The sequence below is a fragment of the Actinomyces faecalis genome (assembly GCF_013184985.2).
Classification (GTDB): Bacteria; Actinomycetota; Actinomycetes; order Actinomycetales; family Actinomycetaceae; genus Actinomyces; species Actinomyces faecalis.
In genome coordinates this window covers 2,008,767-2,034,665 of record NZ_CP063418.1, presented here as the reverse complement: position 1 = coordinate 2,034,665, position 25,899 = coordinate 2,008,767, and the positions used below count along the sequence as shown (strand labels likewise).

19 protein-coding genes are annotated in these 25,899 nt (G+C 65.6%); 10 read left to right on the top strand and 9 right to left on the bottom strand.

Annotated elements, in window-relative coordinates:
- Positions 1–6 precede the first annotated feature (6 nt).
- From HRL51_RS08720 to HRL51_RS08705, 4 genes are all read left to right on the top strand, one after another.
- Positions 7–876: a sugar phosphate isomerase/epimerase family protein gene (locus tag HRL51_RS08720; RefSeq protein ID WP_172120313.1), complete on the top strand. Its 870-nt coding sequence runs from the start codon at positions 7–9 to the stop codon at positions 874–876.
- Positions 877–1,061: 185 nt separating this feature from the next.
- Positions 1,062–2,645, top strand: a complete 1,584-nt coding sequence (locus tag HRL51_RS08715; protein WP_172191327.1) for an MFS transporter — start codon at positions 1,062–1,064, stop codon at positions 2,643–2,645.
- Between the two features lie 497 nt (positions 2,646–3,142).
- Positions 3,143–4,144: a Gfo/Idh/MocA family oxidoreductase gene (locus HRL51_RS08710; RefSeq protein ID WP_172191325.1), complete on the top strand. Its 1,002-nt coding sequence runs from the start codon at positions 3,143–3,145 to the stop codon at positions 4,142–4,144.
- A 114-nt stretch (positions 4,145–4,258) separates the two neighbouring features.
- On the top strand, positions 4,259–5,122 hold the full coding sequence (locus HRL51_RS08705) for a sugar phosphate isomerase/epimerase family protein (protein ID WP_172191323.1): 864 nt from the start codon (positions 4,259–4,261) through the stop codon (positions 5,120–5,122).
- On the opposite strand, the gene HRL51_RS08700 is transcribed toward HRL51_RS08705, so the two are convergent.
- Complete coding sequence (locus tag HRL51_RS08700) at positions 5,112–6,197, bottom strand: LacI family DNA-binding transcriptional regulator (RefSeq protein ID WP_172191321.1); 1,086 nt, start codon at positions 6,195–6,197, stop codon at positions 5,112–5,114. The two genes, HRL51_RS08705 and HRL51_RS08700, sit on opposite strands and share 11 nt — an antisense overlap.
- Before the next feature lie 226 nt (positions 6,198–6,423).
- Positions 6,424–8,070: an MFS transporter gene (locus HRL51_RS08695; protein WP_172191319.1), complete on the bottom strand. Its 1,647-nt coding sequence runs from the start codon at positions 8,068–8,070 to the stop codon at positions 6,424–6,426.
- Between the two features lie 315 nt (positions 8,071–8,385).
- Here HRL51_RS08695 and HRL51_RS08690 point away from each other — a divergent pair, with 315 nt between their 5' ends.
- Positions 8,386–9,531, top strand: coding sequence for a zinc-binding dehydrogenase (locus HRL51_RS08690; protein WP_172191317.1), 1,146 nt, complete (start codon positions 8,386–8,388; stop codon positions 9,529–9,531).
- 433 nt (positions 9,532–9,964) lie between these two features.
- Here the strand turns inward: HRL51_RS08690 and iolE are convergent, their stop codons facing one another.
- The 5 genes from iolE to HRL51_RS08665 all read right to left on the bottom strand — a co-directional run bounded on the left by iolE (position 9,965) and on the right by HRL51_RS08665 (position 16,099).
- The gene (gene iolE, locus HRL51_RS08685; RefSeq protein ID WP_172191315.1) at positions 9,965–10,891 is read right to left on the bottom strand and encodes a myo-inosose-2 dehydratase; all 927 of its coding nucleotides are present in this window, start codon (positions 10,889–10,891) and stop codon (positions 9,965–9,967) included.
- Positions 10,892–11,066: 175 nt separating this feature from the next.
- Positions 11,067–12,725 (bottom strand): MFS transporter, encoded by a 1,659-nt coding sequence (locus HRL51_RS08680; RefSeq protein ID WP_172191313.1) that lies wholly within the window; start codon positions 12,723–12,725, stop codon positions 11,067–11,069.
- 72 nt (positions 12,726–12,797) lie between these two features.
- A complete protein-coding gene (locus HRL51_RS08675) occupies positions 12,798–13,991 on the bottom strand; it encodes a Gfo/Idh/MocA family protein (RefSeq protein WP_172191311.1) in 1,194 nt (397 codons plus the stop codon).
- 305 nt (positions 13,992–14,296) lie between these two features.
- On the bottom strand, positions 14,297–15,313 hold the full coding sequence (locus HRL51_RS08670; protein WP_172191309.1) for a LacI family DNA-binding transcriptional regulator: 1,017 nt from the start codon (positions 15,311–15,313) through the stop codon (positions 14,297–14,299).
- 48 nt (positions 15,314–15,361) lie between these two features.
- Complete coding sequence (locus HRL51_RS08665; protein ID WP_172120302.1) at positions 15,362–16,099, bottom strand: sulfite exporter TauE/SafE family protein; 738 nt, start codon at positions 16,097–16,099, stop codon at positions 15,362–15,364.
- 100 nt (positions 16,100–16,199) lie between these two features.
- Here HRL51_RS08665 and HRL51_RS08660 point away from each other — a divergent pair, with 100 nt between their 5' ends.
- Positions 16,200–17,540, top strand: coding sequence for an MFS transporter (locus HRL51_RS08660; RefSeq protein ID WP_172191307.1), 1,341 nt, complete (start codon positions 16,200–16,202; stop codon positions 17,538–17,540).
- A 447-nt stretch (positions 17,541–17,987) separates the two neighbouring features.
- On the opposite strand, the gene HRL51_RS08655 is transcribed toward HRL51_RS08660, so the two are convergent.
- Complete coding sequence (locus HRL51_RS08655; RefSeq protein WP_172191305.1) at positions 17,988–18,239, bottom strand: mandelate racemase; 252 nt, start codon at positions 18,237–18,239, stop codon at positions 17,988–17,990.
- 279 nt (positions 18,240–18,518) lie between these two features.
- On the opposite strand from HRL51_RS08655, the gene guaA reads away from it, so the two are divergent.
- Complete coding sequence (gene guaA, locus HRL51_RS08650; RefSeq protein WP_172191303.1) at positions 18,519–20,123, top strand: glutamine-hydrolyzing GMP synthase; 1,605 nt, start codon at positions 18,519–18,521, stop codon at positions 20,121–20,123.
- Between the two features lie 150 nt (positions 20,124–20,273).
- On the opposite strand, the gene HRL51_RS08645 is transcribed toward guaA, so the two are convergent.
- A complete protein-coding gene (locus tag HRL51_RS08645; RefSeq protein WP_172191301.1) occupies positions 20,274–21,353 on the bottom strand; it encodes an alpha/beta hydrolase in 1,080 nt (359 codons plus the stop codon).
- 58 nt (positions 21,354–21,411) lie between these two features.
- Here HRL51_RS08645 and HRL51_RS08640 point away from each other — a divergent pair, with 58 nt between their 5' ends.
- From HRL51_RS08640 to HRL51_RS08630, 3 genes are all read left to right on the top strand, one after another.
- Positions 21,412–21,858, top strand: a complete 447-nt coding sequence (locus HRL51_RS08640) for a MerR family transcriptional regulator (RefSeq protein WP_218957625.1) — start codon at positions 21,412–21,414, stop codon at positions 21,856–21,858.
- Positions 21,859–22,192: 334 nt separating this feature from the next.
- Positions 22,193–23,206, top strand: coding sequence for an aldo/keto reductase (locus tag HRL51_RS08635; protein ID WP_172191299.1), 1,014 nt, complete (start codon positions 22,193–22,195; stop codon positions 23,204–23,206).
- A gap of 217 nt (positions 23,207–23,423) precedes the next feature.
- A complete protein-coding gene (locus tag HRL51_RS08630) occupies positions 23,424–25,859 on the top strand; it encodes a glycoside hydrolase family 3 protein (RefSeq protein WP_172191297.1) in 2,436 nt (811 codons plus the stop codon).
- Positions 25,860–25,899 lie beyond the last annotated feature (40 nt).

The window sequence follows — 25,899 nt, the reverse complement described above, 5'->3', positions numbered from 1 at the left end:
AGACCCATGGTAGACATTGCCCTGGATCCGAACATGTACTACATGACGATGTCCACCCCGGACACCTTGCGCAAGGCGCGTGACCTGGGGTTCGACTTCGTTGAGCTCTCGCCGAACCACGAGCTGCACCTGTGGCACCACTACCCCAAGGCTGACCGTGCGTTCCTTGATGAGATCCTCAAGGCGCAGAAGGAGACCGGGGTCAAGGTCCGTACCCTCAACCCGGTGTTCAACTGGTCCTCCCCGGACGAGGCTGAGCGCCAGGCGCAGGTGCGCAACTGGCGCCGCCTGCTGGAGATCGCTGACGCGCTGGATGTGCGCGACATCGTCTCGGAGTTCTCCGGCGACCGTAACCAGGCCAGCCGCTCTGAGCAGCAGTGGTACCGCTCGATGGAGGAGCTTGCTCCCGACTTCGAGCGTTACGGGATCCGTTTGAACATGGAAGCTCACCCCTACGACTTCGTTGAGCTTCACGACCGCGCTCTCGAGCTGGTTCGTTCCATCGACAAGGACTGGATCGGCTACGAGTACTGCTGCCCGCACACCTTCCACCTCTCCGATGGCGCAGGTGACGTGGCACGCATGATTCGCACGGCGGCTGAGGCTGGAAAGCTGCGTGAGGTTCACGTCGCTGACGGCTTCAACCACCGCGCCAACGACGGTAACCGCTACATCATCAACCCTCCGGGTGCTGACGTCACGGTTCACCAGCACAATGCCATCGGGCAGGGCGAGGTCCCCTGGGACCAGGTGTTCTCCACCCTGCGCGAGGTCAAGTTCGACGGCGTGCTGAGCGTGTGCGTCTTCGGATGGCACGAGTACGCCGACGACTACAACCGGGCTGCTCTGGCCCGGTTGAAGGAAGAACTCGGCTGATATCACTGGGCCGGCCCGCGCCGCCAGCGCCACGCATGATCGTGCGATGCGGGCCGGCCCATTGCTCTTCCCTCACCCGGTGGGGCGCGTGCTGCGGGCGCCCTCTACCAGTTGGACCACATGCTCTGGTCTGACAGATCCCGAACCTGGCGAAGGCGCTAGGTCACTCTCTCAAAGGAGATCTTGTGTCACACCCCCCTGTATCAGCGACGGACCTGTCGCGCGAGCGCTTGGCGGAGCTCGTTGAGACGACTCCCCCCTCCGGCAAGAAGCGTTCACTTGGCCTCATCGCGCTTGTCGCGACTCTGGGCTCCTTGCTCTTCGGTTACGACACCGGTGTGATCTCCGGTGCGCTGCCCTACATGTACCTGCCCAAGGATGCTGGTGGTCTGGCTCTGACCGCAGCCGAGGAGGGCTGGATCGGTGGTCTGCTCTGCCTGGGTGCTGCGCTGGGTGCCTCGGTGGGTGGCAAGCTGTCGGACAAGTACGGCCGTCGCCACAACATCACCCTGCTGGCCATCATCTTCTTCTTCGGTGCGGTGGGTTGCGCACTGAGCCTGAACATCTGGATGCTCTACATCTTCCGCATCATCCTCGGCTTCGCTGTCGGTGGCGCATCCGCAACCGTGCCGGTCTTCCTCGGTGAGACCGCTCCCAAGCGCATCCGCGGCACCCTGGTTGCCCTGGATCAGATGATGATCGTTTTCGGTCAGTTCCTCGCGTTCTCCATGAACGCTGCTCTTGCTCAGATGCACGGTGGCCCCGCCGTCGAGATCGACGGCAAGATGGTGGAGTACACCAACAAGGTTGCCGCTCAGGTTGCTGACGGCGCCGTGGTGACCGCAGGTAACGGCCACACCTGGCAGTACATGCTGGTTCTAGCCTCCCTGCCCGCTATCGCGCTGTGGATCGGTATCCGCATGATGCCGGAGTCCTCGCGCTGGTACGTCGCTAACCTCCAGATCCCCGAGGCCATCGGCGCCCTCAAGCGCGTACGCAACGAGGACAAGGACGGCTCCATCGTTGACGAGATCGACGAGATGCTGGAGATCCGCCGCAAGGAAGCCAACCAGGAGAAGTGGGGCCTTGGCCAGATCTGGAACACCAAGTGGACTCGTCACCTGCTGCTCATCGGCATCATCCTGGGCCTGGCAGATCAGGTCACCGGTATCAACACGGCCATGTACTACACCCCCAAGGTGCTTGCAGCCGCCGGCTTCCCGGTGACGGACGCTATCAGCCTCAACGTCATCTCCGGTGGTATCTCCTTCATTGGCTCTGCGGTCGGCCTGTGGCTGGTTACCCGCTTCGCCCGCCGCCACGTGGGTATCTACCAGGAGGCGGGCATCGTGGTCTCCCTGGGCCTGCTAGCAGCGGTGTTCTTCTTCCTCATCCAGCCCTACCAGAATGACTCGGGTGACATTGTTGGTGCCCCGGCCTTTGCGCCGGTCCTCGTACTGGTCATCGTCTGCCTGTTCGTCTTCGTCAAGCAGTCCGGTACGGTCACCTGGGTCCTGGTTGCTGAGATCTTCCCGTCCAAGATCCGTGGTACGGCCATGGGCCTGGCGGTGGGGACGCTGTGGGTGGGCAATGCGCTGGTCTCGATCGTCTTCCCGATCATGATGAAGAACCTGGGTGGTGCAGGCACCTACCTGATCTTCTGCCTGCTCAACGTCCTGTCCCTCATCTTCTACATCAAGTTCGTCCCCGAGACGAAGTACCACTCCCTGGAGGAGCTGGAGGCGCGCTTCGAGAAGGAGTTCAGCTGATCAACGGCATGAGCAGTTCCAGCGCCTGAGTGTTGCTGGAGGCTCTGCCTGAGACGGATACGGCGCCCCTGCCGCATGTGCGGTGGGGGCGCCGTCGTCCGTTGGTGGGCGCGGGGCGGCGGCGTGCTTGGGGTAATGGGGGGCGTGTTTGCGGTGTGGGGGCGTGCCTGCGGAGCGCCGTAGCGCACGCCCCCATGCGCAAGGCACGCCCCCATGAGTGGGGCCACGCCGTCACAACCGATCAGACACAAGGGCGGGGGTGTCACGCCCCCATGAGTGGGGCCACGCCGTCTTAGCGCGAGCACGTCGTCAGCCTCGGCCAGCATCACTGCCACAAGGACGGTGGGGGGGCGGGACTTGACACGACATGGTGGCGGGAGCATGATGGAACCCATCAATTCACGCGCGTGAAATCGAGGAATCGGCATCACTGTAGATGTCGATCCAGTCCCAACCATCGTCTGGAGCACTGACGCTCCGCTCCCGGAAGGACCCCCATGCAGACCTTCGCTCTTCTTGGAGCCGGGTTCATCGGCCACGTCCACGCTGAGAATCTCGCCGCCCACCCGGACATCGCCTTCGCCACGGTCTTCGACGTCGACACCGTCCGCGCCGCAGAGCTGGCAGGCCGCCACGGTGCTCGTGCCACCTCAAGCGTGGAGGAAGTTTTCGCAGACGACTCCATCGACGCCGTCCTCATCGCCTCGTCCACCCACACGCACGCCGATCTGCTCACCCGCGCGGTACAGGCTGGCAAAGCGGTGTTCTGCGAGAAGCCCATCGACCTCTCCCTCGATGTCGCGCGTGAAGCCGCCGCAGCAGCTCAGGCCAGTGGTGTGCCAGTGATGATGGACTTCAACCGTCGCTACGACCCGGCCTATGCCGCTCTACGTGAGGCGGTGGAATCGGGTGAGGTCGGCACCGTCGAGCTCGTCTCCATGTCCAGCCGCGGTCCAAACCTGCCGCCGCTGTCCTATCTCGAAGTCTCCGGCGGTCAGATGCGTGACCAGACGATCCACTTCTTCGATCTCGCCCGCTGGATCACTGGCCTGGAACCGGTGGACGTATTCGTCGCCGGCTCCGCCATGGTTGACTCCGCAGTGGCCGACATCGGGGACGTCGACACCTCCGTTGCCGTGCTGCGCATGTCCAACGGCGCCCTCGTCCAGATCGACTCCCAGCGCCGCATCGGCTACGGCTACGACGAGCGCATTGAGGTCGGCGGTTCGGAGCGGATGGTGGAAGCAGCACGCCGTCGCACCGGCTTCGTCAACCACTACGGACCAGGCGAAATGCGGACCAACGGCTTGGATGCCGGATGGTTTGAACGCGTACGCCACACCTACCGCTCCTGCCTCGACGCCTTTGTCCAGGCACTGGAGGACGGCACGCCAGTCCCCGCTCCGCTCGAAGACGGTTTGCGTGCCCAGGTCATCGCGGAGGCGGCAACCCGCTCGCTGAAGGAAGGCCGTCCGGTCGCAATCGACCCAGGGCTGTAGCGCCCCGGGAGCGCTGCTCAGGCCGCGTTGGCCACAGCATCGTCCATGCCGTGAAGACGGCAGCACGCATCCCACACCGTCCCATTGCCCCCAACACGATCACAGGAGATCACCATGAAGCTGTCGATGAACGTCACCTCCACCTTCCACGGCACCGCCCTCAACGACATCGCTGTTGCCAAGGACGTGGGATTTGAAGGAATCGAGCTGCAGAGCCCAAAGCTCTGGCGCTATCTCGACGCCGGCTACACGCCCGAGTCCCTCCTGCCGCACCTGGAAGGCATTGAGGTCTCCGGCATCGGCGCCCTGCAGGAAGCAGAACCCGAGGCTTTCCGTGCCGAGGCTGAGAAGCTCGCCACCGTGGGAGAGATCCTGGGGGCGCCGGCGATGCAGATGTGCACCGGACCCGTCGATGTTCGCGTCGTCCAGGATTTCAGGGCGGGCAAGCTGGCTGATGATGACCCGCGTTTCCGTGGCCTGCTCGGACGCTCAGACCAGGAGGTCATTGAAGGAACCGCCGCTAACGTGGCCCTGGCCGCAGACATTGCCGCGGACCACGGTCTCGACCTCTTCCTTGAGCCTCTGGGCTGGGCCCCCGTCCACCACCTCGACCAGGCCCTGGAGATCCTGGAACGCATCAACCGGCCCAACGCCAAGATCGTCGTCGACTTCTGGCACTTCTGGGTCACCGGCTCCACTCCGGAAGACGTCGCGAAGCTCGATAAGGACCTCATCAGTGCCGTGCACGTCTGTGATGGTGTGCCGGTGCCGGACGGCGAGGTCCCCGATCAGGGGGTGAGCCGCAACGTGTGGACTGGCGGCGGCTCCATTCCGCTGCAGGAGTGGGTCGACGCCGTTAAGGCGACCGGATACGACGGCTGGTACTGCTCGGAGATCTTCCACCCCAAGTCAGCGGAGCTGGACTTCCACCTCGTGGCCCAGACCTTGCTGAACCACATGCGGATTCTTACCGCCTGATCGAGGTTGTGGGATCGGGACCGTGACCGGGACGGCCTGATCCACTACGCGAGGAGAGGTACGTCGACGAGCGCACGATGAGCTGCGGGGCCAGCAGGACTTCCTCACCTGGTAGGGGAGTGCTGCTGGCCCTGTGCGCTGCCCGGCGTAAGAGCAGGGCAATCGCCTCATGGGCGAGGTCGCTTTCAGGTTGGGCCAGGCTGGTGAGATCAAACTCCGAGCGCCGCGCAAGATAGGTGTTGTCGTAGGAGACGAGAAGCACCGGGCTGGGGTGACGCCCCTGGCCGGCTGAACGGCGGTCACGCAGCACAGCGACGGCGTCGATCGCCAGCATGTCGTTGTGAGCGACTAGGCCGAGCACGCCGTCGTCGACGCTCAGAAGCTCGCGGATGGCCCCGCCAGCACCATTGCCGTCGCCCTCCCACGTCGTCATCGAGATTCCTGCATCACGCGCTGCCTGGGCGAGCGCGTCCTGACGAAGCTCGCGGGAGGCGTCGTCGACAATGCGCGGGGCGATATAGGCCAGGGAGGTGGCTCCGCGGGAGATGAGATGGGAGACGACCTCACGGGCGGCTGCTGCCTCATCGATATGGACGGCGTCGACATACCCGCCGGGACATTGCTGCCCGATGAGAGAGGTAGGCGTCTCCTGGCCGATCTCGCGTAGCTGTGAGGCGGTCAAAGAAGGGGAGACGAGAACGAGGCCGAGGACTCGCACGCCGAGGAGTGAGTCGATGGCGCGCTCCAGACGATCCTGGTTCTCGGCGCCCACAGCCACGAAGACATTGAGGCCCTCTTGCGCGGCGGCGTCATCAAGGCAGCGTGCCACTTTCTCGAAGAAGGCATTGCGCAGGTTGGGCAGGATCAAACCGATTGTGGTGGAGCGACGTCGAGCCAACGCGGAGGCTGAGGCGTTAACCCGATAGCCGAGCGAACAGGCGACGGCTTGGATCTGGGCTCGAGTATTCTCGGCGACTTTGGGTGAACCTGACAGAGCCAGGGAGACCAGGCTGCGCGAGACACCGGCGGCCTCAGCGATATCGGACTGAGTGATGCCCGAGCCACGAGACGCCATCGCGCTCCTTTCACTGTCAGAACATCAGGATCGCTCACCTGAGAGCCTCACCCTAGCAAGGTGACGGGCGGATCATGCGACGGTCGCGATGCTGTCGCGGGAGGCTGTGCGCCTGGTCGTGACGACCGGTAGACATGCGGCGTCCCCTGCCGTGTCCGTTGCCGCGAACGGCGGGGACAGGGCAGGGGACGCTGTGATGAGGGGAAGAAGGGAGGGCTGCGCTGTGTCAGGCGTAGCGCTTCTGGAACTCCTCCTCAAGCTCCTCAAGCGAGGAGTACTTCGTCTCCGGGACCTTGCGCCACATGTAGGTCACGGCGACGACGTTGATGATCGCGAAGATCAGGTAGGTGACTACCGGACCCAGGCTGGACATCATGACGGGGAAGAGGAAGGTGATGATGGCGTTGACAACCCACAGGCACAGCACCGCGAAGCCCATCGCTGCTCCACGCATACGGGCGGGGAAGAGCTCACCCATGAGAACCCAGGTGGCAGGTGCGTTACCGGCCTGCATGAAGAGCATGTAGACGACGATGACGACGATCACCAGGTAGGGGACCATCTGGGGCATGGAGGACAGGACGTTGCCGTCGGCGTCCAGGTGGGGGTTGATGCCGAAGAGGAACACGGCAGTCATGACCCACAGCATGATGGTCAGGCCGATCGTGCCGCCCAGCAGCACCCCGCGGCGGGAGAAGCGGGCCAGCAGCCACAGACCGCAGGCGGAGCCGATGACGGAGGCCAGACCGGTGAGCACGTTGAGGGTGATGGCGGCCTGCGTGCCGAAGCCAGCGGTCTGGAGGACCTTGGGGGCGTAGTACATCATCGTGTTCACGCCGGTGGTCTGGTTGAAGATGCCCACCATGACGCCGATGACGAGGATGCGGCGGGTCCAGCGTGTCTGGAAGCAGCGGCGCAGGTTCCAGTGCTCGGCGGAGGCCTCCAGGCGGTTGACCTCGATCATCTCGTCGATTTCGCCGGCGACGTCGTCGGAGGGCTTGCGCACGCGCTGGAGCTCGGCGATGGCCTCGATGTAGCGGCGGTTGGCGGCGTGCCAGCGGGAGGACTCGGGCATGGCGCGCATCCCCATCCACAGGGCGACGGCGGGGATCGAGCAGATGACGAGCATGTAGCGCCAGGTGTCACCGTTACCGGAGGCGACGACCATGTCTGCGGAGTCCTGGACGTGCTTGAGGATGTCCCACGAGTAGGTCTGGCCGGCCTCGATGGCCTGCGAGACGCCGTCGACAGTCACGGTTGTGCCGGCCTTGATGGACTCGATGGTGGCTTCAGGGCCGCCCTTCATGTTGGCGATCAGCGCGTTGAGGGCGAAGGCCAGGAACTGACCGGTCACGATCATGAGCTGGTCGATACCCACCAGGGTTCCACGGATGGACTTGGGAGCGGTCTCCGCGAGGTAGACGGGGACGGTGGCGCTAGCGCCACCAACTGCCAGACCCAGGATGAAGCGGGAGGGGTAGAGGACGCAGATGTTGGGGGAGAAGGCGCAGGCCAGAGCGCCCACGAGGAAGACGACGGCGAGCAGGAGGATGTTGTGGCGACGGCCGTACATGTCGGACAGGCGACCGCCGTAGAACGCACCGGCTGCGCAGCCCAGCAGGAGGATACCGCCGACGAGGCCTTCTTCAAGGGAGTTGAGGTGCAGACCGCCGGCGCCTCCGGGCAGGTGCATGTAGGGCAGGGCGCCGGAGATGACGCCGGTGTCGTAGCCGAAGAGGAGGGATCCGAGGGTGGCGACCAGGGCGACGAAGCCGACTGAACGGCGCTTACCTGATGGCGGTGTGTCCTTGACGAGCTGATCTAGCTCGGCGCGTGTGGGTCCGGTAGACGATCTGGGAGACGGGGGTGTCATGTAGTCAGTCCTTCCGTTGCCGGGGGCCGCTGCGACCGCCGGTACTGGGAGCACGTCGGTGTGCCGTAGAGCATGTTCATGCGCGTGAATGCGTTCTGTCAAGTGTTTTGACAGTACAAGTTGGAGCGCGTTAATTGGCGCAATGGAGCGAAAGGTTGGTTTTCGTTGGATTTTCGCAGCTTGCATGGGGGGAGGAGGGGTGGGGCGGTGGTGGGAGCGCATTTATGTCCTGACAAAGATGTGTTGGTGGGGTACTGTTGCCAACGAACGGGGACGCGCAAGCGCCCCAACCGCCCAGCCGAGAGAGACTGAACCATGACGAGCAACGAAGCAGTCCAGATCCCCGAGACGATGCGTGCCGCGGTACTGCGCGACCATGCGAAGGGTCTTGAGGTTGAGACGATCCGCACCCCCCGCCCCAAGAACGGCGAGGTCCTCATTAAGGTCGCGGCCTGCGGCCTGTGCCACTCCGACCTGCACGTGATCGGCGGAGCCATCGCCTTCCCCCTGCCTGCCGTCCTGGGCCACGAAGTCACCGGTACGATCGTCGAGATCGGCCCCGGTAACGAGCACACCGGACTCGAGGTTGGCCAGAACGTCGCCGGCGGATTCCTTATGCCCTGCGGTCAGTGCGACGCATGCGCCTCCGGCCACGACGAGCTGTGCGGCCCCTTCTTCGACCTCAACCGTCTCAAGGGCCTGCTCTACGACGGCACCACCCGCCTGTCCAGCCTCGACGGCGAGCCCATCTTCATGTACTCCATGGGTGGCCTGGCTGAGTACGCCGTCGTTCCTGCCACCGCTGTCGCCCCGGCGCCGGAGTCCATTGACCTTGTTCCCGCCGCCATCCTCGGCTGCGCTGCGATGACCGGCTACGGCGCCGTGCGCCGCGGTGCCGACCTGCGCTTCGGTGAGACCGTCGCCGTCGTCGCCACCGGTGGTGTGGGCACCAACATCGTCCAGATCGCCTCCGCCATGGGTGCCTCCCAGGTCATCGCCATCGACGTCTCCGACGAGAAGCTGGCCCCGATGTTCAGCTACGGTGCTACCGCTGTGGTTAACTCCGTCACCCAGGATGCCCGCGAAGAGGTCTTCAAGCTCACCGGCGGCAAGGGTGTGGACGTGGCTTTCGAGGCCCTGGGTATCCCGGCAACCTGGAAGACCGCTCTGGATGTTCTGTCCGACGGTGGCCGTATGGTCCCGATCGGCCTGGGTGCCGGTGTGCAGACCGCTGAGGTCGAGATCAACCGCACCGTGCGTCGCTCCCAGTCGATCCTTGGCTCCTACGGTGCGCGCACCCGCCAGGACCTGCCGGCAGTGGTCGACCTGGCTGCGCGCGGCATCATCAACTACAAGGACGTCGTCTCCCGTCGCTTCCCGCTCGAGGAGGCTGGCACTGGCTACGAGGCGCTGCGCAACCGCGAGATTCAGGGTCGCGCCGTCGTCGACATGAGCCTGTGAGCGCTCAGCAGGTTTGAGCACCTGAGCCGAGCACGCGCACACGTGAGGGGTGCCTGCCACCGGTGAGGTGGTAGGCACCCCTCACGTTGTCTCATGGTGCGCGGGCGTGAAGAGGTGGGGCGCGGCGGGCCTGCGGCGGCTGCGTGAGGCTGCGTGAGGCGGACACCCGTAGTCCCGTGTGTGGACACCGATTTCCCCGGTGGACCTCTGAGGCACGTGTGGACACCTGTAGTCGGGTACTCAGGGTGTCTGTAGATGCGGTGGGTGTCGGCGAATGCGACGGGTGCCCGCAGTGCGGAGCCCGACGTCGTCGTCCCCTCCGGCAGACACGTATGGGCCGCCGCTCCCGAGGGGAGGGCGGCCCATACGTGATGGGGCTGGCTGCGTCACACAGCCAGCCCCATCAGTGAGTCGCTCAGCGAGTCTCAGAACCTCACAGCGTGAAGAGCGTGGACTCGATGTACTTGCGAGCCTTCTCGCCGTACTCGTGCGGGTTCGCCACAGCCGGGTCCTGCTCGGCCTCGACCAGGATCCACTTGTCGTAGCCGTGGTCAACGAGGAGCTTGTAGGGCTCGGTGAAGTCGATCATGCCGTCGCCGGGGACGGTGAACATGCCGTTGAGGAAGGAGTCGAGGAAGGAACGCTCGAGCTTCTTGGACTCCTCCATCTTCTCCGGACGCACGTCCTTGAAGTGAACGTGCTTGACGCGGTCGATCGTCGCCTCAAGCAGGCCCATGACGTCGCCGTCGCCAACGAAGGCGTGGCCGGTGTCGAACAGGAGGGAGACCTTGGTCGGGTCGGTCAGCTCCATGAGGCGGATGGTCTCCTCCTTGGTCTGGACAACGGTGCCCAGGTGGTGGTGGTAGACCAGCTCGAGGCCGTGCTCGTGGGCGATGTCGCCCAGGCGGTTGAGGCCCTCAGCCAGGACCGGCCACTCCTCTTCCTTGAGCACGGGCTTGTTGGTGAAGATGCAGATGTCGCGGTCGCCCTGCACCGAACCGGTCTGCTCGGAGACGACGACGCGAGTGGCGCCCAGGTACTGCAGGTACTCGCAGGTGGCGGTGAACTCCGGAACGACGGCGTCGATTCCGTCGCGGATGATGAAGGAGGAGAACCACTGGGCAACGATCGTGATGCCGCGGGCGTCAGCGCGCTCCTTGGTCTCTTCCTTCGAGGGGTACCAGCCGGCGACCTCGGTGCCCAGGAAGCCCAGGTCGGCCAGGTCGAGCAGCTCGTCCTCGAGGGTGTTGTAGGCGCCAACTTCCTTGACGTCGTCGTTGCGCCAGGCAATGGGGTGCATGCCCCACGAGATGCCGTGCGGGTCCTTGATCGCGGTAGCAGGGTCGAGGCGGAAAGCCATGTCAATCTCCTTTGATAGAGGCTGGATGAGGGTGGCCCGTAGGCCGGTCGGAAGAGGTGTGATGGTGTGCTCGCCCTTCCGAGTGCTCACGCGAGTTATCTTATTTGTCCGAACGAATCGCGGTCAATGACGAGGGCGTTGGCCAGCAGGTAGCTCGCACGAGGAAACGCGCATGTCAGGAGTAACGCTCTTCCATGTCGCGCTCGATCTGCTCGAGGGAGCGACCGGAAGTCTCCGGCATGATCTTGAACAGCACGACTGCCACGACGAGGTTGAGCACGCCGTAGAAGGTGTAGGTCAGACCGCCGCCAAGGCTCTCCATCATGGTGGGGAAGGTCCAGGTGATCAGAGCGTTGGCAATCCACATGCAGAAGATGGCCGTCCCGTTCATCACGCCACGGACGTCGGCGGGGAAGATCTCACCCATCATCGTCCACACCACGGTTCCGTTGGAGGACTGGACGATGAGCATGAAGACTGCCATGAGGCCCAGGATGAGGTAGGCAGCCCAAGCCGGCGGAGTGGTACCGGCGTCCATGTGAGGAGCAATGGCGAGCTGGAAGGTGGCCGCGATGCCGAGCAGGCACAGTCCCACGCCTGTGACGTCGGCGATGAGGATCTGACGACGGCGGAAGCGCATGATGAGCCAGATGCCCAGGGCGGAGCCGATCACGCTCATGACGCCGTTGGCGACCTGCGCCGTAATGGAGGCGGAGGTGGACATACCGGCGTACTCCAGCACCTTGGGGGCGTAGTACATGACGGTGTTGACGCCAGTGGTCTGGTTGATGACGGCTAGGAAGATACCGACAAGCAGGAGCTTGCGCAGCCAGGGGGTGGACCAGACGTAGCCCAGGCCCTTGGCCCGCTTCGCCTCTTCCAGCTCCCGCTGACGAGACTCAGCCATCTCCATGAGCTCGTCCTCAATGGCGCCGTCCTTCTCCGGCTCGCGCACGCGCTTGAGGGAGCCGATGGCGTCGTACAGGCGCTCCTTGGCGATGTACCAGCGCGAGGACTCGGGCATGAGGCGAATACCGATCCACAGGGCGATGGCGGGGATCGAGCACAGGACGAGCATGTAGCGCCAGGCCTCACCGTTTCCGGAGGCGATGGTGAGGTTGTCCAAGAACGCGTGGAACTGCTCACTGGTCATTGACCCGCCCTTGGACGCCTGCAAGGCGGTGAGGGCGTCATAGGAGTAGGTGCCGGGGGAGAACAGGCCGGAGGGGTCAGCCTCGATGGTGACCTGCGGGCCGCCCTTGGCGGTGTTGATGATCGCGTTCATGGTGAAGGCCAGGAGCTGACCGGTGACGATCATGAGCTGGTCGATGGCGACGATCGAGCCGCGGATGCGCTTGGGAGCAGTCTCAGCCAGGTAGACCGGCACGGTAGCGCTCGCGCCACCGACGGCGAGGCCGAGAATGACGCGGAAGGGGTACATGACCCACACATTGGGGGCGAAAGTCGTTCCTAGCGCACCCACGAGGAAGATGACGGCCAGCAGCGTGATGTTGTGGCGGCGACCGTAGCGGTCAGACAGGCGGCCGCCGAACAGTGCACCGAGCGCGGCGCCGATGAGGAGCGTGCCACCGATGGCGCCTTCTTCGAGGCTGGTGAGCTGGAGGCCCTTCGCGGCGTCCGGCATGTACATGTACGGCAGGGCGCCGGAGATGACTCCGGTGTCGTAGCCGAACAGGAGGGAGCCGAGCGTGGCGACGGCGGCGATGGAGAGGATGCCGCGGTGCTTGCCGGAGGGTGGAGTGTCATTGACGGCCTGGGCCATCTGCTCACGGGTGATCCCCTTGAGGGAGATCCGTTGAGCCGTGGTGCTCATGCCTCGTCCTTTCTGTTGTTCTGGTGCGGCGTCTTTGTCCGCTCAGGAAAAAAGCTGTGGGGTGGGTGGGTCTCAGGCGTCGAAGGTAGTGCGGCCCTGGACGCGTGGAACGTCGTGCCACTGGCCGTCGGCGGCAGAAGCGACGACGGCTTCGTCGACCTCAGCAGCGCACCAGGCGTCTGCGGCGGAGGGGGCAAGCTGCTCGCCGGTGAGAACCGACGTGAGGAACTGGGCGGCTTCGATGGACTTCATGTCGTCAAAGCCCATGGAGGTGCCGATGGCGGGCTGGTAACGGCTCCAGTCACCCCAGGCAGGGCCGGCCATCGCGCGGGTGTAACCGTGTGTGGGGCCGCCGTCGACGGTGGTGCAGACCTCGAGCTCGTTGAGACGCTCGAAGTTCCAGCGTGCTGAGCCGTTGGTGCCGTAGACCTCGACGACGTACTCGGCGCGGGGGCCGACGCTGACGCGTGAGGATTCCATCGTGCCGATGACGCCGTCGTCGAAGCGGACCAGCATGGAGACGTAGTCCTCGTTCTCGACCGGGCCACGCTCGTCGCCGATCTCGAAGCCGGAGTGGCCGAAGCCTATCTTGGTGGGGATGGGACGTTCGGTGATGAAGGTGTCGGTGGCTGCGGTGACGGAGGCGATCCGGCCGACGACGTACTGGGCCAGGTCAGCGCCGTGGCTCATGAGGTCACACACGACGCCCGCCCCGGCCTTCTCGCGTGAGGCGCGCCAGGTCAGCGGGCCCAGTGGGGAGGAGTTGTAGTCGGCGATGAGCCAGACACGCACGTTGGTGATGCGGCCGAGCGTGCCGGTGCGGACGAGCTCGCGCATGTACTCGATGGCGGGGGTGTGGCGGTAGTTGAAGCCGACGGCGGTGACCAGCCCGGCCTTCTCGGCGGCCTGGGCGACGGTGCGTGCCTGCTCGGCGCTGACGCCCATGGGCTTCTCAATCCAGAACGGCTTACCTGCTTCGATGGCGGCCAGGGCGATCTCTGCGTGGAGGAAGTTGGGCGAGCAGATGGAGACGACGTCAACCTCAGAGTCGGCGAGAAGCTTGCGATAGTCGGCGTAGGCGCGCTCGAAGCCAAGGTCTTCGACCGCGGCGCGCTGAGCTTCCTCGATGGGGTCGGCGGCTGCGACCAGGCGCGCTTCGACGCCGAGCTCGGGGAAGCGCTCGGATACCGAGCGGTAGGAACGGGCGTGGAGGCGGCCCATCCATCCCAGGGAGATTACGCCGACGCCGATCTTCTTCTTTGCCATGGTCAGTGGGCTCCTTCGTACCGTCATTGGTCGATCTGCAAACGCGTGTGACCACGTGTACCGTCGTTAGTAACGCGCGTCATCAATGTGTGAGCACAAAAGTAGCAGCGATGGGATGGGGAAGGCAAGAGGTTTGTCAGGACCAATGAGATGCGGTCGCTGTTGCCGGGGGGGGGCTGGGCAGCGCAGTCCCCATGGGTGTGCGGCGGAAGAACCGAGTCAAGCAGCCGGCTGCCACCGTCTTGCAACAGTTCGAAGAGCGCGCGGCAGGGGTGGGTGCAGGTCTGCGCACCGCGCCGTCGGCGTCAGTAGCTCGCGGAAGGAAGGGAGGATGCGCGCACGACCAGAGAAGCGGCGACCTCACGGTGGGCTGGTGGCGCATCCGGATCACGCAAAAGGATCTCCACACATTCAGACGCCAGGAGGTCAGGGGACTGGTCGATGCTGGTCAGACGGAACTCAGAGCGGTCAGCCCACGGCGAGTTGTCATAGGACACGAGTGCGACGTCGTGCCCGGGGCGCAGACCGGCTGTCAACAGCGCAGTGTGGAGGTCCAGGGCCAAGACGTCGTTATAGGCCACAGCACCAAAACGGCCCCCCACCACTGTGCGGGCCTGCTCCAGCGCTGGTGTTGCGCCGTCGTTGCATACGAGGGAGGTGAAGCTCATGCCCGCACGAGTCGCAGCGGCACGGCAGGCTTCGCGGCGCTCATCCACCAGGGTCTCGTGCATCGACTCACTCGGACTGAAGAACACCAGATCCTTCACCTGCTGACTGGTGAGGTGCTCGATGATCTGTCCGGCGGCGTCGTCTTCATCGAGGCGCACGACATTGAGCGTGTCGGCATGGAGGTGGCGGTCCATGACCACCAGCGGGATCTGTGCTGCCAGTTCAATGAGCTCAGCCAAGGACATTGACGTGCCAGGCAGGATGAGACCCTCTGGTCGCATCGACAGGACATCATCGATGGTCGAACGCTCGACCCGATCCGTTAAGTCAGAAACGAAAGCCGCCAAGACATAGCCCGCCTGGGAGGCGTGACGGCGCAGAGCGCGCAGCAGTAGGTCGAAGAAGGGGTTATCCAGGTAGGGCACGATCACCGCCAGGCGCCGCGAGCGCCGCGACGCCAGCTCCGCAGCGGCGCTATTGGGGCGGTAGTGCAGTGTCCTGGCCGCGTCCGTGATCCGCTGACGCGTCTTGGCGGACATGCGCCCCTCACCCTTGAGTGCCAGGGAGACCAGACCGCGTGAGACCCGAGCAAGGTCAGCGACGTCTTGCTGGGTGGCAGGCGCGCGGCGCGGGGTAGGGGTGGCCTCAGGCACGGGATCCTCCGAGGGGGTCGTGGGATGCAGCCCTCAGGATAGGGCGGATCACACCAGGAGGTAGGTTGCCGAGCCAATCGTCAGGATGGTGACCAGAGGGTTGAAGATCTTCTCATTCATGCGCGTGGCGAGAGCGCGGCCAGCGAAGGCGGCCAGGATGACGACCGGGACGAGAGCTGCGTCCATCACCAGAGTGTCGACGTGGATGATCCCCAGGCCGATCGAGAAGGGGAGCTTGACCAGGTTGACCAGAAAGAAAAACCAGGCCGTGGTGCCCAGAAACGTGGTGATGGAAAAGCGTGAGGCCAGGAAGTACATGGTGGTCACTGGACCGCCAGCGTTCGCGGCCATTGTGGTGAACCCGGCTAACGTGCCATAGATCGCACGGCCTACGCGTCCCTGGATCTGGGGCGGCTTGGGCAGACGCATGAGCAGTAGAGTGACGGCGATGAGAACAAGGAGCAGCGCGCCGATGAAGGTCTTCGTCGCGGCATCAGATGCCAGGCGCAGGAATACGGCTCCGAGAACGACGCCGGCGAGCACGCCTGGCACCAGACGGCGCAGCGTCGGCCAGTCGGCGTCGCGGCGGTACATCCAGATGGCCAGGACGTCGCCGACCAGAAGCAGTACCAGCATCGTGCCTGTGGACGCTTTGGCGGGAAGCACTGCGGCGAACAGGGCGACGGCGAGAGTGGCCGCTCCGGGGAGCGCAGTCTTGGAGATCCCGATGGCCGCTGCGGCGATGATGAGGACCACCCAGGTCGAGGTAGACAACATTGTCAGCACAAAGGCATCCTAGTACCGTAGGTGTCTCACGTACACCCGCCGCGGCGAGAAGTATGACCGGATGCCATGATCTGACTCCACCGGCGACAGGAGACGATCGATGAAGATCGCACGTAGCCCAGCGCAACGTCGTCTGCGCCTCCTACTCGCCTGCACCGGTGCCGCAGCCGGTGGCGTCTGGGGATCGGTGGCCCTCGCTCTGGTGCATGACAGCGCCAGCTCGGCTCTCCTCCGGGGGCAGATCCCCGCAGATGACCTGATGCGCGTGGTCTTCCTCCTGGCTGCCGTGCCGATCGGCTCGCTCATCGGCGCCCTGCCTCTCGACCTGGTCTCGCACGCGCTCGGCCGGCGTCCGGCCACGCTCGTCTGTGCCACCCTGGTCATGACGGGTGCTCTCGTGGGCGCTGTCGCTCGCACCTGGGGGCAGCCCGCCGGCGCGCTGATCGCAGGACTGGGAATCGGCGGGTTCGCCATCGTGACCCCCAAGCTGGCTCACGAGCTCGCGGAGCGGGGACATCGCAGGCTGATCCCACGGCTAGCAGCCTCACTACCTGCGGGTGCTGGACTGGCGCTGCTCGCCGGCGAGTGCGGGGAGCTGCTTCTTCCTGGCCAGGCGCTCGTGTGTGGCTGGCTCGCCCCGCTGACCTTCTGCGTCATGGTGGTGCTGCTCAGCATCGGTCTCCCCGAGACCCCGCACTGGTACGTGGCTCAAGGCAAGGTAGAGGCGGCGCATGCCTCGCTGCGCCGCATGACCGACCCGCTCGAGGCTGCGGTCGGAATCGACTGGGTCATGATGGACGCAGGCATGCTCGGTGAGCAGAAGCCGCTGAGTGCGGGTGACCTGCGTGTTGAGCGGGTGCGCCGCACTGTCGTCGTCGGTGCAGTCCTTGAGCTCATTCAAGGACTCCCGTTCGGACTGACGGCCATCTGCTTGACGCCAGCAGCCCTGGCGCTGTGGGCCGGTGGGGATGCGCCGGTGTGGACGATCGCTGTCTTGGCGTGTGTGTGGATGGCGTTGGGGCTCGTCTCGCGCCGCCGTCGGCCTGAGCGGATGCTCCTGGCGTGGGTCTTGGCAGGAACCGGTCTGTCGGCGTGCGGATTAGTGCTGCTCGCTCTGCTGGGGCAATTCGGTACTGGCGGGGATCTGTGGGTGCTGATGATCGTCGCCACGATTTTGGTGACGGCGCACTACCTGCTGATTGCTCCCGCGTGTACGGGCGGGACCGATCCGCTGGTGCCGCCGTGGCTGCTGCGGTCGCAGCGTCGAGCCGAGGCGGTGACGCGCCCGCTCGTGCAGATGGTCTCCGTCCTGACTCCGACCCTCATGCTGGCTCTGGGGGTGCCAGCCTCTGTGGTGCTGGGGGTCTGCCTGGGCTTCCAGGTCGCCAGCCTGCTGCTTGTTCTGCTGGCGATGCCGCGTTTGTCCGCAGCACTGCGCTGATGGGGCGTCCGTCTGTTGGCGGCGTGCTTGGGCGGGTGAGGACGTGCTTGGGCGGGTGAGGACGTGCGTGAGCTGTTGAGGGCGTGCGAACCGGCTTTGGGGCGTGCCTGACGGCGGTGCATGGGCTCGTCGCCATCTGTCGCAGCGCGTTCCCATTGGTCTAGCCGCGTCGTCGTCGGCCGCATACGCCGTCATGCTGGACTGCCGGTTGCCCGCCTGGCGGCCGAGTCATCTGGGGCGTGAGACCGATCGCGCTGATGCGGAGCTGACGCAGATACGGGCTGATACGACAAGAGCGCCGACCCCTCATGGGGTGGCGCTCGCGTTTCTGACGTGACCTGCTCATAGCCTCACGATGGTGGCGTCCCGGTCGACGTCGCTGCGCGGGCTTCGCTGGCCGCGCAGCTCAGGAAAGCCCGGAGGCTTCCCGGAACTCTTCGGGTGGTGTCAGGCGGTCATCAGGTTGATGCCGGTGTAGACACCCACGAAGGCTGCGATCGAGCCGGTGACGCCGGAAGCGATGAGCAGCGGGGCGGAGGCGATGACTGCGCCGACGACGGCCATCACAGCGATGACGGCGGCGACGACGGCCATGCCGATCTTGAAGGTGAGCAGGTCCGCGGCCTTGGCCTCAGCCTCGGAGGAGGCGGTGGACTCGGGGGTGGTGACGACGACCTGGTCGATGACGGGAGCAATCATGGTGTGATCCTTTCGGTTCCGTTGTGCGGAACCGTGAAGGAGGCCCCGCACGGCTGTGTGCCCGACCGTTGTGGTCGGATCCGACCCTGGTGGGCCGGTGGCTTGATCATAGACAGATCCCGTCACCAATGTCGAGGTTATTGTCCATACAAAGTCTGATGAGTGGGTCACTATTTCAACCGATCGGTTAGCGGGGGTCTGGAGCGCACCTTCCGCTCCGCGGTCGTGCGGGCTCAGCCCGCCGTGCCCGGCGTCGCCCCTGCCCGCTATCCTGGGCGGGTGACGACCACGCACCAGACCACCGCTCCACCTGCGGACACCCATGCTGTTGGGCCTGTCCTCGTCGTGGACTTCGGTGCCCAGTACGCTCAGCTCATCGCCCGCCGTGTGCGCGAGGCCAGTGTCTTCTCCGAGATCGTCCCCTCGTCGATGCCGGTCGAGCAGATGCTTGCCAAGAGCCCGGCGGCCATCATCCTGTCCGGTGGCCCCTCGTCGGTGTATGCCGACGGTGCACCGGGGATCGCCCCGGCAGTCTTTGAAGCCGGCGTCCCGGTGCTCGGAATCTGCTACGGCTTCCAGGCCATGGCGCAGGCCCTGGGCGGCACCGTTGGTCGCACGGGAACGCGCGAGTACGGCCACACCGAGGCCACAGTGGACTCCTCCTCCTGCCTGTTCTCCGGCACCCCGCTGGAGCAGGCCGTGTGGATGAGCCACGGCGACGCCGTCCAGGCAGCCCCGGAGGGCTTTGCCGTGACCGCTTCGACCGCCGAGACTCCCGTGGCTGCTTTCGAGAACCGCGAGCGGGGCCTGTACGGACTGCAGTGGCACCCCGAGGTGCTCCACTCCGAGCACGGCCAAAAGGCGCTGGAGAACTTCCTCCATGTTGCTGCCGGTATTCCTGCCACGTGGACCGCGGGCAACATCATTGACGAGCAGGTCGAGGCGATCCGCGCCCAGGTGGGCGACGCTCACGTGATCTGCGGCCTGTCTGGCGGCGTGGACTCCTCGGTGGCGGCGGCCCTGGTGCACCGCGCCGTGGGTGACCAGCTCACCTGCATCTTCGTTGACCACGGTCTGCTGCGCGCGGGCGAGCGCGAGCAGGTGGAACAGGACTATGCGGCAGGCATGGGTATCCGCGTCATCACCGTGGACGAGTCCGAGCGTTTCCTCAGCGCCCTGGCTGGCGTGACCGACCCGGAGGCCAAGCGCAAGATCATCGGCCGCGAGTTCATCCGCTCCTTCGAGGCTGCTCAGCGACGCGTCATCGAGATGGTTGGTGAGTCTGGCGGCGAGATCAAGTTCCTCGTCCAGGGCACGCTCTACCCCGACGTCGTCGAGTCTGGCGGCGGCACCGGTGCGGCGAACATCAAGAGTCACCACAACGTCGGTGGTCTGCCTGATGACCTCAACTTCGACCTCATCGAGCCGCTGCGCACCCTGTTCAAGGACGAGGTGCGCGCGATCGGCCGTGAGCTGGGCGTGCCGGAGAAGATCGTGTCGCGTCAGCCCTTCCCGGGCCCTGGCCTGGGTATCCGCGTGATCGGCGAGGTGACCCGGGAGAACCTGGAGATCCTGCGTGCGGCTGACCTCATCGCCCGTGAGGAGCTAACGGCTGCCGGACTGGACGAGGAGATCTGGCAGTGCCCGGTCGTCCTCCTGGCAGACGTGCGCTCGGTGGGGGTCCAGGGTGATGGCCGTACCTACGGTCACCCCATCGTGCTGCGCCCTGTCTCCTCCGAGGACGCGATGACGGCTGACTGGACCCGCCTGCCCTACGACGTGCTGGCACGCATCTCCACGCGCATCACCAACTCGGTCCCCGAGGTCAACCGCGTCGTCCTGGACTGCACCTCCAAGCCGCCGGGCACCATCGAGTGGGAGTGAGCCTGGCTGATCGTTCGGCTCATCAGCGGCGGCCACCGTCGGCATGTCCCCATCGAAACCGTACTTTTCTGCTCGGGACCGGCCCTGACGCAGTGCGCAGGGGCCGGTCCCGAGCAGAAAAGTACGGTCCCGCCGGATTGTCGGGCGAGCTCAGCGCTGCATGGCCTGTGTGAAGAACGAGGTCAGGCGCTCCCACGGGATCGCGTGCTTGGCTCCGCCGTCGTACAGGTCGGTGTGGGAGGCGCCAGGAACGATGACGAGCTCCTTGTTCTCGGGCCGGATCCCGCTGGCCATCTTCTCGTAGGCCGTCTCACCCATATAGCGTGAGTGCGCCTTCTCCCCGTGCAGGACGAGCACGGCGTTCTCGATTTCGCCGATGTAGTACAGGAACCGGGCGTTGGCGTATGCCTGGATGCCGGTCGTCGCCCAGCCGTCGGTGGAATTGAGCGAACGAGGGTGGAAGCCACGCTCGGTCTTGTAATAGGCGTGGTAGTCCTTGACGAACTGCAGCGCGTTGTCGGGTAGCGGATCGACGACGCCGCCCATGCGCGGGCGCGCACCCGTTGCCGCTGTTGCCGTGCGTTGCGCGGCAAGCGATCGGCGAGCCTCCAGGCGCTTCGTGGGGTCGTCGTCGGCGTCGAAATAGCCGTTTCCGGCCGTGCGCGTCATGTCGTACATCGTGGAGGCTACGGTGGCCTTGATACGCGGGTCCGCAGCGGCAGCGTTCAGCGCGATGCCACCCCACCCGCAAATGCCAATGATGCCGATCCTGTCAGCGTCCACGTCGGGGCGGGTGGTGAGATAGTCGACGGCGGACATGAAGTCCTCAGTGTTGATGTCAGGAGAAGCGATATACCGCGGAGATCCGCTGGATTCTCCCGTGTAGGAGGGGTCGAAGGCGATTGTGAGGAATCCGCGCTCCGCCATCGTCTGTGCATACAGCCCCGAGGACTGCTCCTTGACGGCGCCGAACGGCCCGCACACGGCAATCGCGGGGAGCGGTGCGTCGGTGTTGGTGGGGCGGTACAGGTCGGCTGCCAGGGTGAGGCCGTAGCCGGTGGGGAAGGAGGTCTTCGCGTGCTCGACCGATTGTGAGCGTGGGAAGGTCTTGTCCCACTGGCTGGTCATGGTGAGGGATGGCGGTGTCGCTGCCTGGGTGGTTGCTGTGGCCGAGGATGCGGTCGCTGGGGCAGAGGTTGATGTTGCGGGAGTCGTGTCTGGTGTGCTCATGCCGCTATGCTCGAACCTAAACCTGACTTTAGGTCAAGGAAGTGGGAGGAGTGATCTCGTGCATACAGACACCCTGAGCATCGGTGATGTCGCGCAGATGCTTGATCTGCCGGTGTCCACGCTGCGCTACTACGACCGGGAAGGACTGCTGCCGGGACTTCAGCGGCGTAACGGCGTGCGCCGCTTCGGCCCCACACAGCTCGAGGCTCTGCGTGTCATCGAATGCCTCAAGGGGGCGGGGGTCGAGATCAAAGACATCAGGCGGTTCATGGACTGGTGTGAACAGGGGTCTGAGACTTTTGGGCAGCGGCGGGAGCTTTTTGAGACACAGCTAGCGACCGTTGAGGCCCAGATCGCCCACCTGGAACGGATCAGAGCAATGATCCGATTCAAATGCTGGTACTACGAACGTGCCATCGAAGACGGTAGTGAGGACTTCGCGCAGAACCTGCCTGATGAGATGCCCGAGCAGATGCGGGTGCTCTACGACCTGGCTCACTCCTAGGAGTGAGGCCAGCCTGCGGAGTGAGGGCTCGGCGGGAGATCCTCAGTGGATGTCAGGCGGCGATCACTCGGTAGGGGTATTCTCCGCCGTCGGGACCGTACTTTTCCGCTCGGGACCGGCCCTGACGCGCGGACTGACCACCGGTTCCGGACAGAAAAGCAGGGTCCCGGTGAAGCGGGGCTGTGCAGCCAGGTCTCGCCAGGCCCTGGAAGAGGGGAGGCGCCTCGATCACGCTAGAAGCGCCGTCGGAAGTGCAGATTCCCCGCGACTGCGTCGCCGCACCCTGTGCGCTCGCGGGAAAGACGCACACTCGGGCCAAGACTCAGGAGAGAACATGCAGCACACCACCCTCGGCACCACTGACATCACGATCCCTCGCCTGTGTATCGGTGGGATGAGCTTCGGTGAGGTCTTCCCCGACACCCACCAGTGGGTCATCGACCAGCCTGCCACTCAGGAGGTCATCGCCCGAGCCTTGGAGCTTGGCGTCAACTTCATCGACACTGCCAACGCATACGCCCACGGCACCTCGGAGAGCTTCATCGGCCAGTCGCTGAGGAACCTGGGCGTGGCCCGCGAGGACGTCGTCCTGGCGTCCAAGGTCTACTTCAACGACGGTCACCTGTCCGCTGGGGCGATCGAGCGCGAGGTCACCGGCACCCTGGAGCGCCTGGGCACGGACTACCTTGACCTCTACATCATCCACCGCTTCGACTACTCCACGCCGGTGGAGGAGACCATGGAGGCGCTGGACCGGCTGGTGCGCGACGGGCGTGTGCGGGCCCTGGGCGCCAGCGCGATGTACGCCTACCAGCTCCACTCCATGCAGGTGGTGGCCGACGAGCGCGGGTGGACCCGGTTCGCCAGCATGCAGAACCACTACAACCTGCTCTACCGCGAGGACGAGCGTGAGATGATCCCGGTAACCCAGAAGTACGGGATGAGCCTGACTCCCTACAGCCCGCTGGCCTCAGGGCACCTGACCCGTCCGACCTGGGACTCGACCTCCTCCCGCTCGACCACGGACGCCACGATGCGCGCCAAGTACGACTCTGCCCGCGAGCTGGACATGCCGATCATCGAGCGAGTGCAGCAGATCGCCTCCGACCACGAGACGGCGATGGCCGACGTCGCGCTGGCCTGGCTGTGGGCCAAGGGCGTGGCGGCGCCGATCGTGGGCTGCTCGCGCCCGAGCCGGGTCGACGACGCGGTGCGTGCCCTGGACCTCACTCTCAGTGAGGAGGAGATCGCCTTCATGGAGGAGCCTTACCGTGCTCACGAGCTCGTCGGCCCGCTGGCCCGCCCGGGTGAGAAGGCGCTGGCTGGTGGGACGTCCGCCGTCGTCTAGACCGTGGTTTGGCGTACTGGACCGGGGTATATGTGCTGTTGTATACCCCGATCCAGTACGCCAAACCACGGTTCTGGCGCTGAGCCGGAGCTCTTGAGGCGCGTCCTGAAAACTCCCCACCCCTATTGACCGATCGGCAAAAATGGGGGAGGTTAGTGCCGGACGCAACAGCGCCGCCCGTCTGGGCGACCGGATCCCCCTGCAAAGGAGCAACGCGATGGAGCAGTACGAGATCGACCACCTGGCGACCGTGAGGGCCGGTGCCCCCGAGTCCGTGGTGCTGCTGGCCAGTGACGGCAGCTTCCCCCTGGCCGCTCCGGGCAAGATCGCCCTGTTTGGCGCCGGTGCGCGACGCACCGTCAAGGGCGGTACCGGCTCGGGTGACGTCAACTCCCGCCACGTCGTCACGGTCGAGGAAGGGCTGGAGGACGCCGGCTTCGAGATCACGACCAAGGCCTGGCTGGACGCCTACGACGAGGTGGCTGACGCCAACCACGTCGCCTTCGTCGCTGACCTGAAGAAGCAGGCCAAGGCTGCCGGCGTCCCGGCGATCATGTTCGGGATGGGTGCCGTCGAGCCGGCTCCCACCTACGACCTTCCGCTGGAGGCGGAGGGAGAGACCGCCGTCTACGTCCTGTCCCGTGACTCCGGAGAGGGCAACGACCGCAAGCCCGTGCCAGGTGACGTGCTGCTGTCCGACTCCGAGGTCCGCGACATCAAGACGCTGGCCTCGTGCTTCGAGCGCTTCCTCCTGGTCCTCAACGTCGGCGGCGTCGTCGACCTCAGTCCTGTGGCGGACCTGCCCAACATCCTCCTGCTCTCCCAGCTCGGTGCCGTCACCGGTGACGTCTTCGCCGACGTCCTGACGGGCCGGTCCTACCCCTCCGGCCACCTGTCCACGACCTGGGCGGCCTGGGGCGGCTACCCGGACGCCGGGGACTTCGGCGACCCGGACGACACCCGCTACACCGAGGGCGTCTACGTCGGTTACCGCTACCTCGACTCGGTGGGCAAGGAGCCGATCTTCCCCTTCGGCCACGGGCTGGGCTACACGACCTTCGAGATCGGTGGCGCCACCCTGGCCGTCGACGGCGGCGACGTCGTCGTGACCACGAGCGTCACCAACACCGGCTCGCGCGCGGGCAAGGAGGTCGTCCAGGTCTACGTCTCCGTGCCTGTAGGAGAGATCGACCAGCCCTTCCAGGCCCTGGCCACCTTCGCCAAGACCCAGGAGCTGGCCGCCGGCGAGAGCCAGGAGCTGGCCCTGCGCTTCGACCTGGCCGACCTGGCCTCCTACGACGCCGCCAAGGTCGCCACTGTCCTGGAGGCCGGCGACTACGTCGTGCGCGTAGGCTCCTCCAGCCGGGCCACGAAGGTGGCCGGCGTCGTCGAGCTCGCCCAGACCGCTCTCGTGCGCAAGGTGCACGACGTGCTCGGCGACCCCGGCTTCACTGACTGGCGTCCTGAGCAGCCGGTCGCCGTCGTCGTCCCCGACGACGCCCCGCGCCTCACGGTCCAGGCCGCTGACCTGCGCCGCGAGGACGCAGGCAGGAGCGTGGACCTGGGCGAGGCGCTGGAGTACGTGGGCGGCCTGTCCGACGACGAGCTGAGCTACCTCGTGCTCGGCCAGTACCACGACTCCGCGGACAAGCAGTCGGTCATCGGCCAGGCGAGCGAGGACCTCGTGGGTGCGGCCGGCCAGACCACCACCCGTCTGGAGGGGCTGGGCACCCTGGTCATGCCTGACGGGCCTGCCGGCCTGCGCCTGGCCTCGAAGGTCGGTGTGGACGCCGAGGGGCCCTTCGCGGTGGGAGCGGCCTTCGAGGGCCTGTTCGCCGAGCTCCTGGACGAGGAGTCGCTGGCGGCGCTGGGCGTGGACCCGAGCATCGCGCCGCGTGTGCCCGAACGCACCTTCGAGCAGTGGGCCACCGCGATCCCGATCGGCACGGCGGTCGCCCAGACCTGGAACCCCGAGCTCGCGGGCTCCTATGGCGACGTCGTGGGCGCGGAGATGGAGCACTTCGGAGCGCACCTGTGGCTCGCCCCAGCCTTCAACCTCCACCGCACGATCCTGTGCGGGCGCAACTTCGAGTACATGAGCGAGGACCCGCTGCTGGCCGGTCGCGTGGCTGCCGGCATCACCCGCGGTGTCCAGGCCCACGCCGGTCGCGGCGTGACGGTCAAGCACTTCGCTTTCAACAACCAGGAGACCAACCGTCTGAACTCCAACAGCCGCGTCTCCCAGCGTGCTGCGCGCGAGCTGTACCTGCGGTCCTTCGAGATCGTGGTGCGTGAGGCTCAGCCCCACGCCCTCATGACCTCCTACAACCTGGTCAACGGCGTGCACACCTCCGAGAGCGCCGAGCTGCTGGAGACGATCCTGCGCCAGGAGTGGGGCTACCAGGGTCTGGTCATGACGGACTGGGTCGTGGACGGGATGACGCGTACGGACGCCAGGTACCCGCGCGCAACGGCTCCGGCGACCATCAAGGCCGGTAACGAGCTGTTCATGCCGGGCTGCGAGAACGACCGTCAGGCGGTCCTGGCTGCCCTGCGTGGTGAGGAGGGCGCGATCGTGGCCCTCAGCCGCGAGGAGCTGGCCACGCAGGCTGCGCGTGTGGTGCGCATGGTCTGGCAGCTGGTCGGGCGCTGACCTGGGACTGCGGGGCCGGCCGCCGGTCCGGCGCTCGGTG

What these genes read in the sequence shown, in the direction of transcription:
- HRL51_RS08690 (WP_172191317.1), top strand. Translation starts at nt 8,386, where the DNA reads ATGACGAGCAACGAAGCAGTCCAGATCCCCGAGACGATGCGTGCCGCG.
- HRL51_RS08645 (WP_172191301.1), bottom strand. Translation starts at nt 21,353, where the DNA reads ATGAGCACACCAGACACGACTCCCGCAACATCAACCTCTGCCCCAGCG.
- HRL51_RS08680 (WP_172191313.1), bottom strand. Translation starts at nt 12,725, where the DNA reads ATGAGCACCACGGCTCAACGGATCTCCCTCAAGGGGATCACCCGTGAG.
- iolE (WP_172191315.1), bottom strand. Translation starts at nt 10,891, where the DNA reads ATGGCTTTCCGCCTCGACCCTGCTACCGCGATCAAGGACCCGCACGGC.
- HRL51_RS08710 (WP_172191325.1), top strand. Translation starts at nt 3,143, where the DNA reads ATGCAGACCTTCGCTCTTCTTGGAGCCGGGTTCATCGGCCACGTCCAC.
- HRL51_RS08675 (WP_172191311.1), bottom strand. Translation starts at nt 13,991, where the DNA reads ATGGCAAAGAAGAAGATCGGCGTCGGCGTAATCTCCCTGGGATGGATG.
- HRL51_RS08630 (WP_172191297.1), top strand. Translation starts at nt 23,424, where the DNA reads ATGGAGCAGTACGAGATCGACCACCTGGCGACCGTGAGGGCCGGTGCC.
- HRL51_RS08720 (WP_172120313.1), top strand. Translation starts at nt 7, where the DNA reads ATGGTAGACATTGCCCTGGATCCGAACATGTACTACATGACGATGTCC.
- HRL51_RS08660 (WP_172191307.1), top strand. Translation starts at nt 16,200, where the DNA reads ATGAAGATCGCACGTAGCCCAGCGCAACGTCGTCTGCGCCTCCTACTC.
- HRL51_RS08695 (WP_172191319.1), bottom strand. Translation starts at nt 8,070, where the DNA reads ATGACACCCCCGTCTCCCAGATCGTCTACCGGACCCACACGCGCCGAG.
- HRL51_RS08655 (WP_172191305.1), bottom strand. Translation starts at nt 18,239, where the DNA reads ATGATTGCTCCCGTCATCGACCAGGTCGTCGTCACCACCCCCGAGTCC.
- HRL51_RS08635 (WP_172191299.1), top strand. Translation starts at nt 22,193, where the DNA reads ATGCAGCACACCACCCTCGGCACCACTGACATCACGATCCCTCGCCTG.
- HRL51_RS08700 (WP_172191321.1), bottom strand. Translation starts at nt 6,197, where the DNA reads ATGGCGTCTCGTGGCTCGGGCATCACTCAGTCCGATATCGCTGAGGCC.
- HRL51_RS08705 (WP_172191323.1), top strand. Translation starts at nt 4,259, where the DNA reads ATGAAGCTGTCGATGAACGTCACCTCCACCTTCCACGGCACCGCCCTC.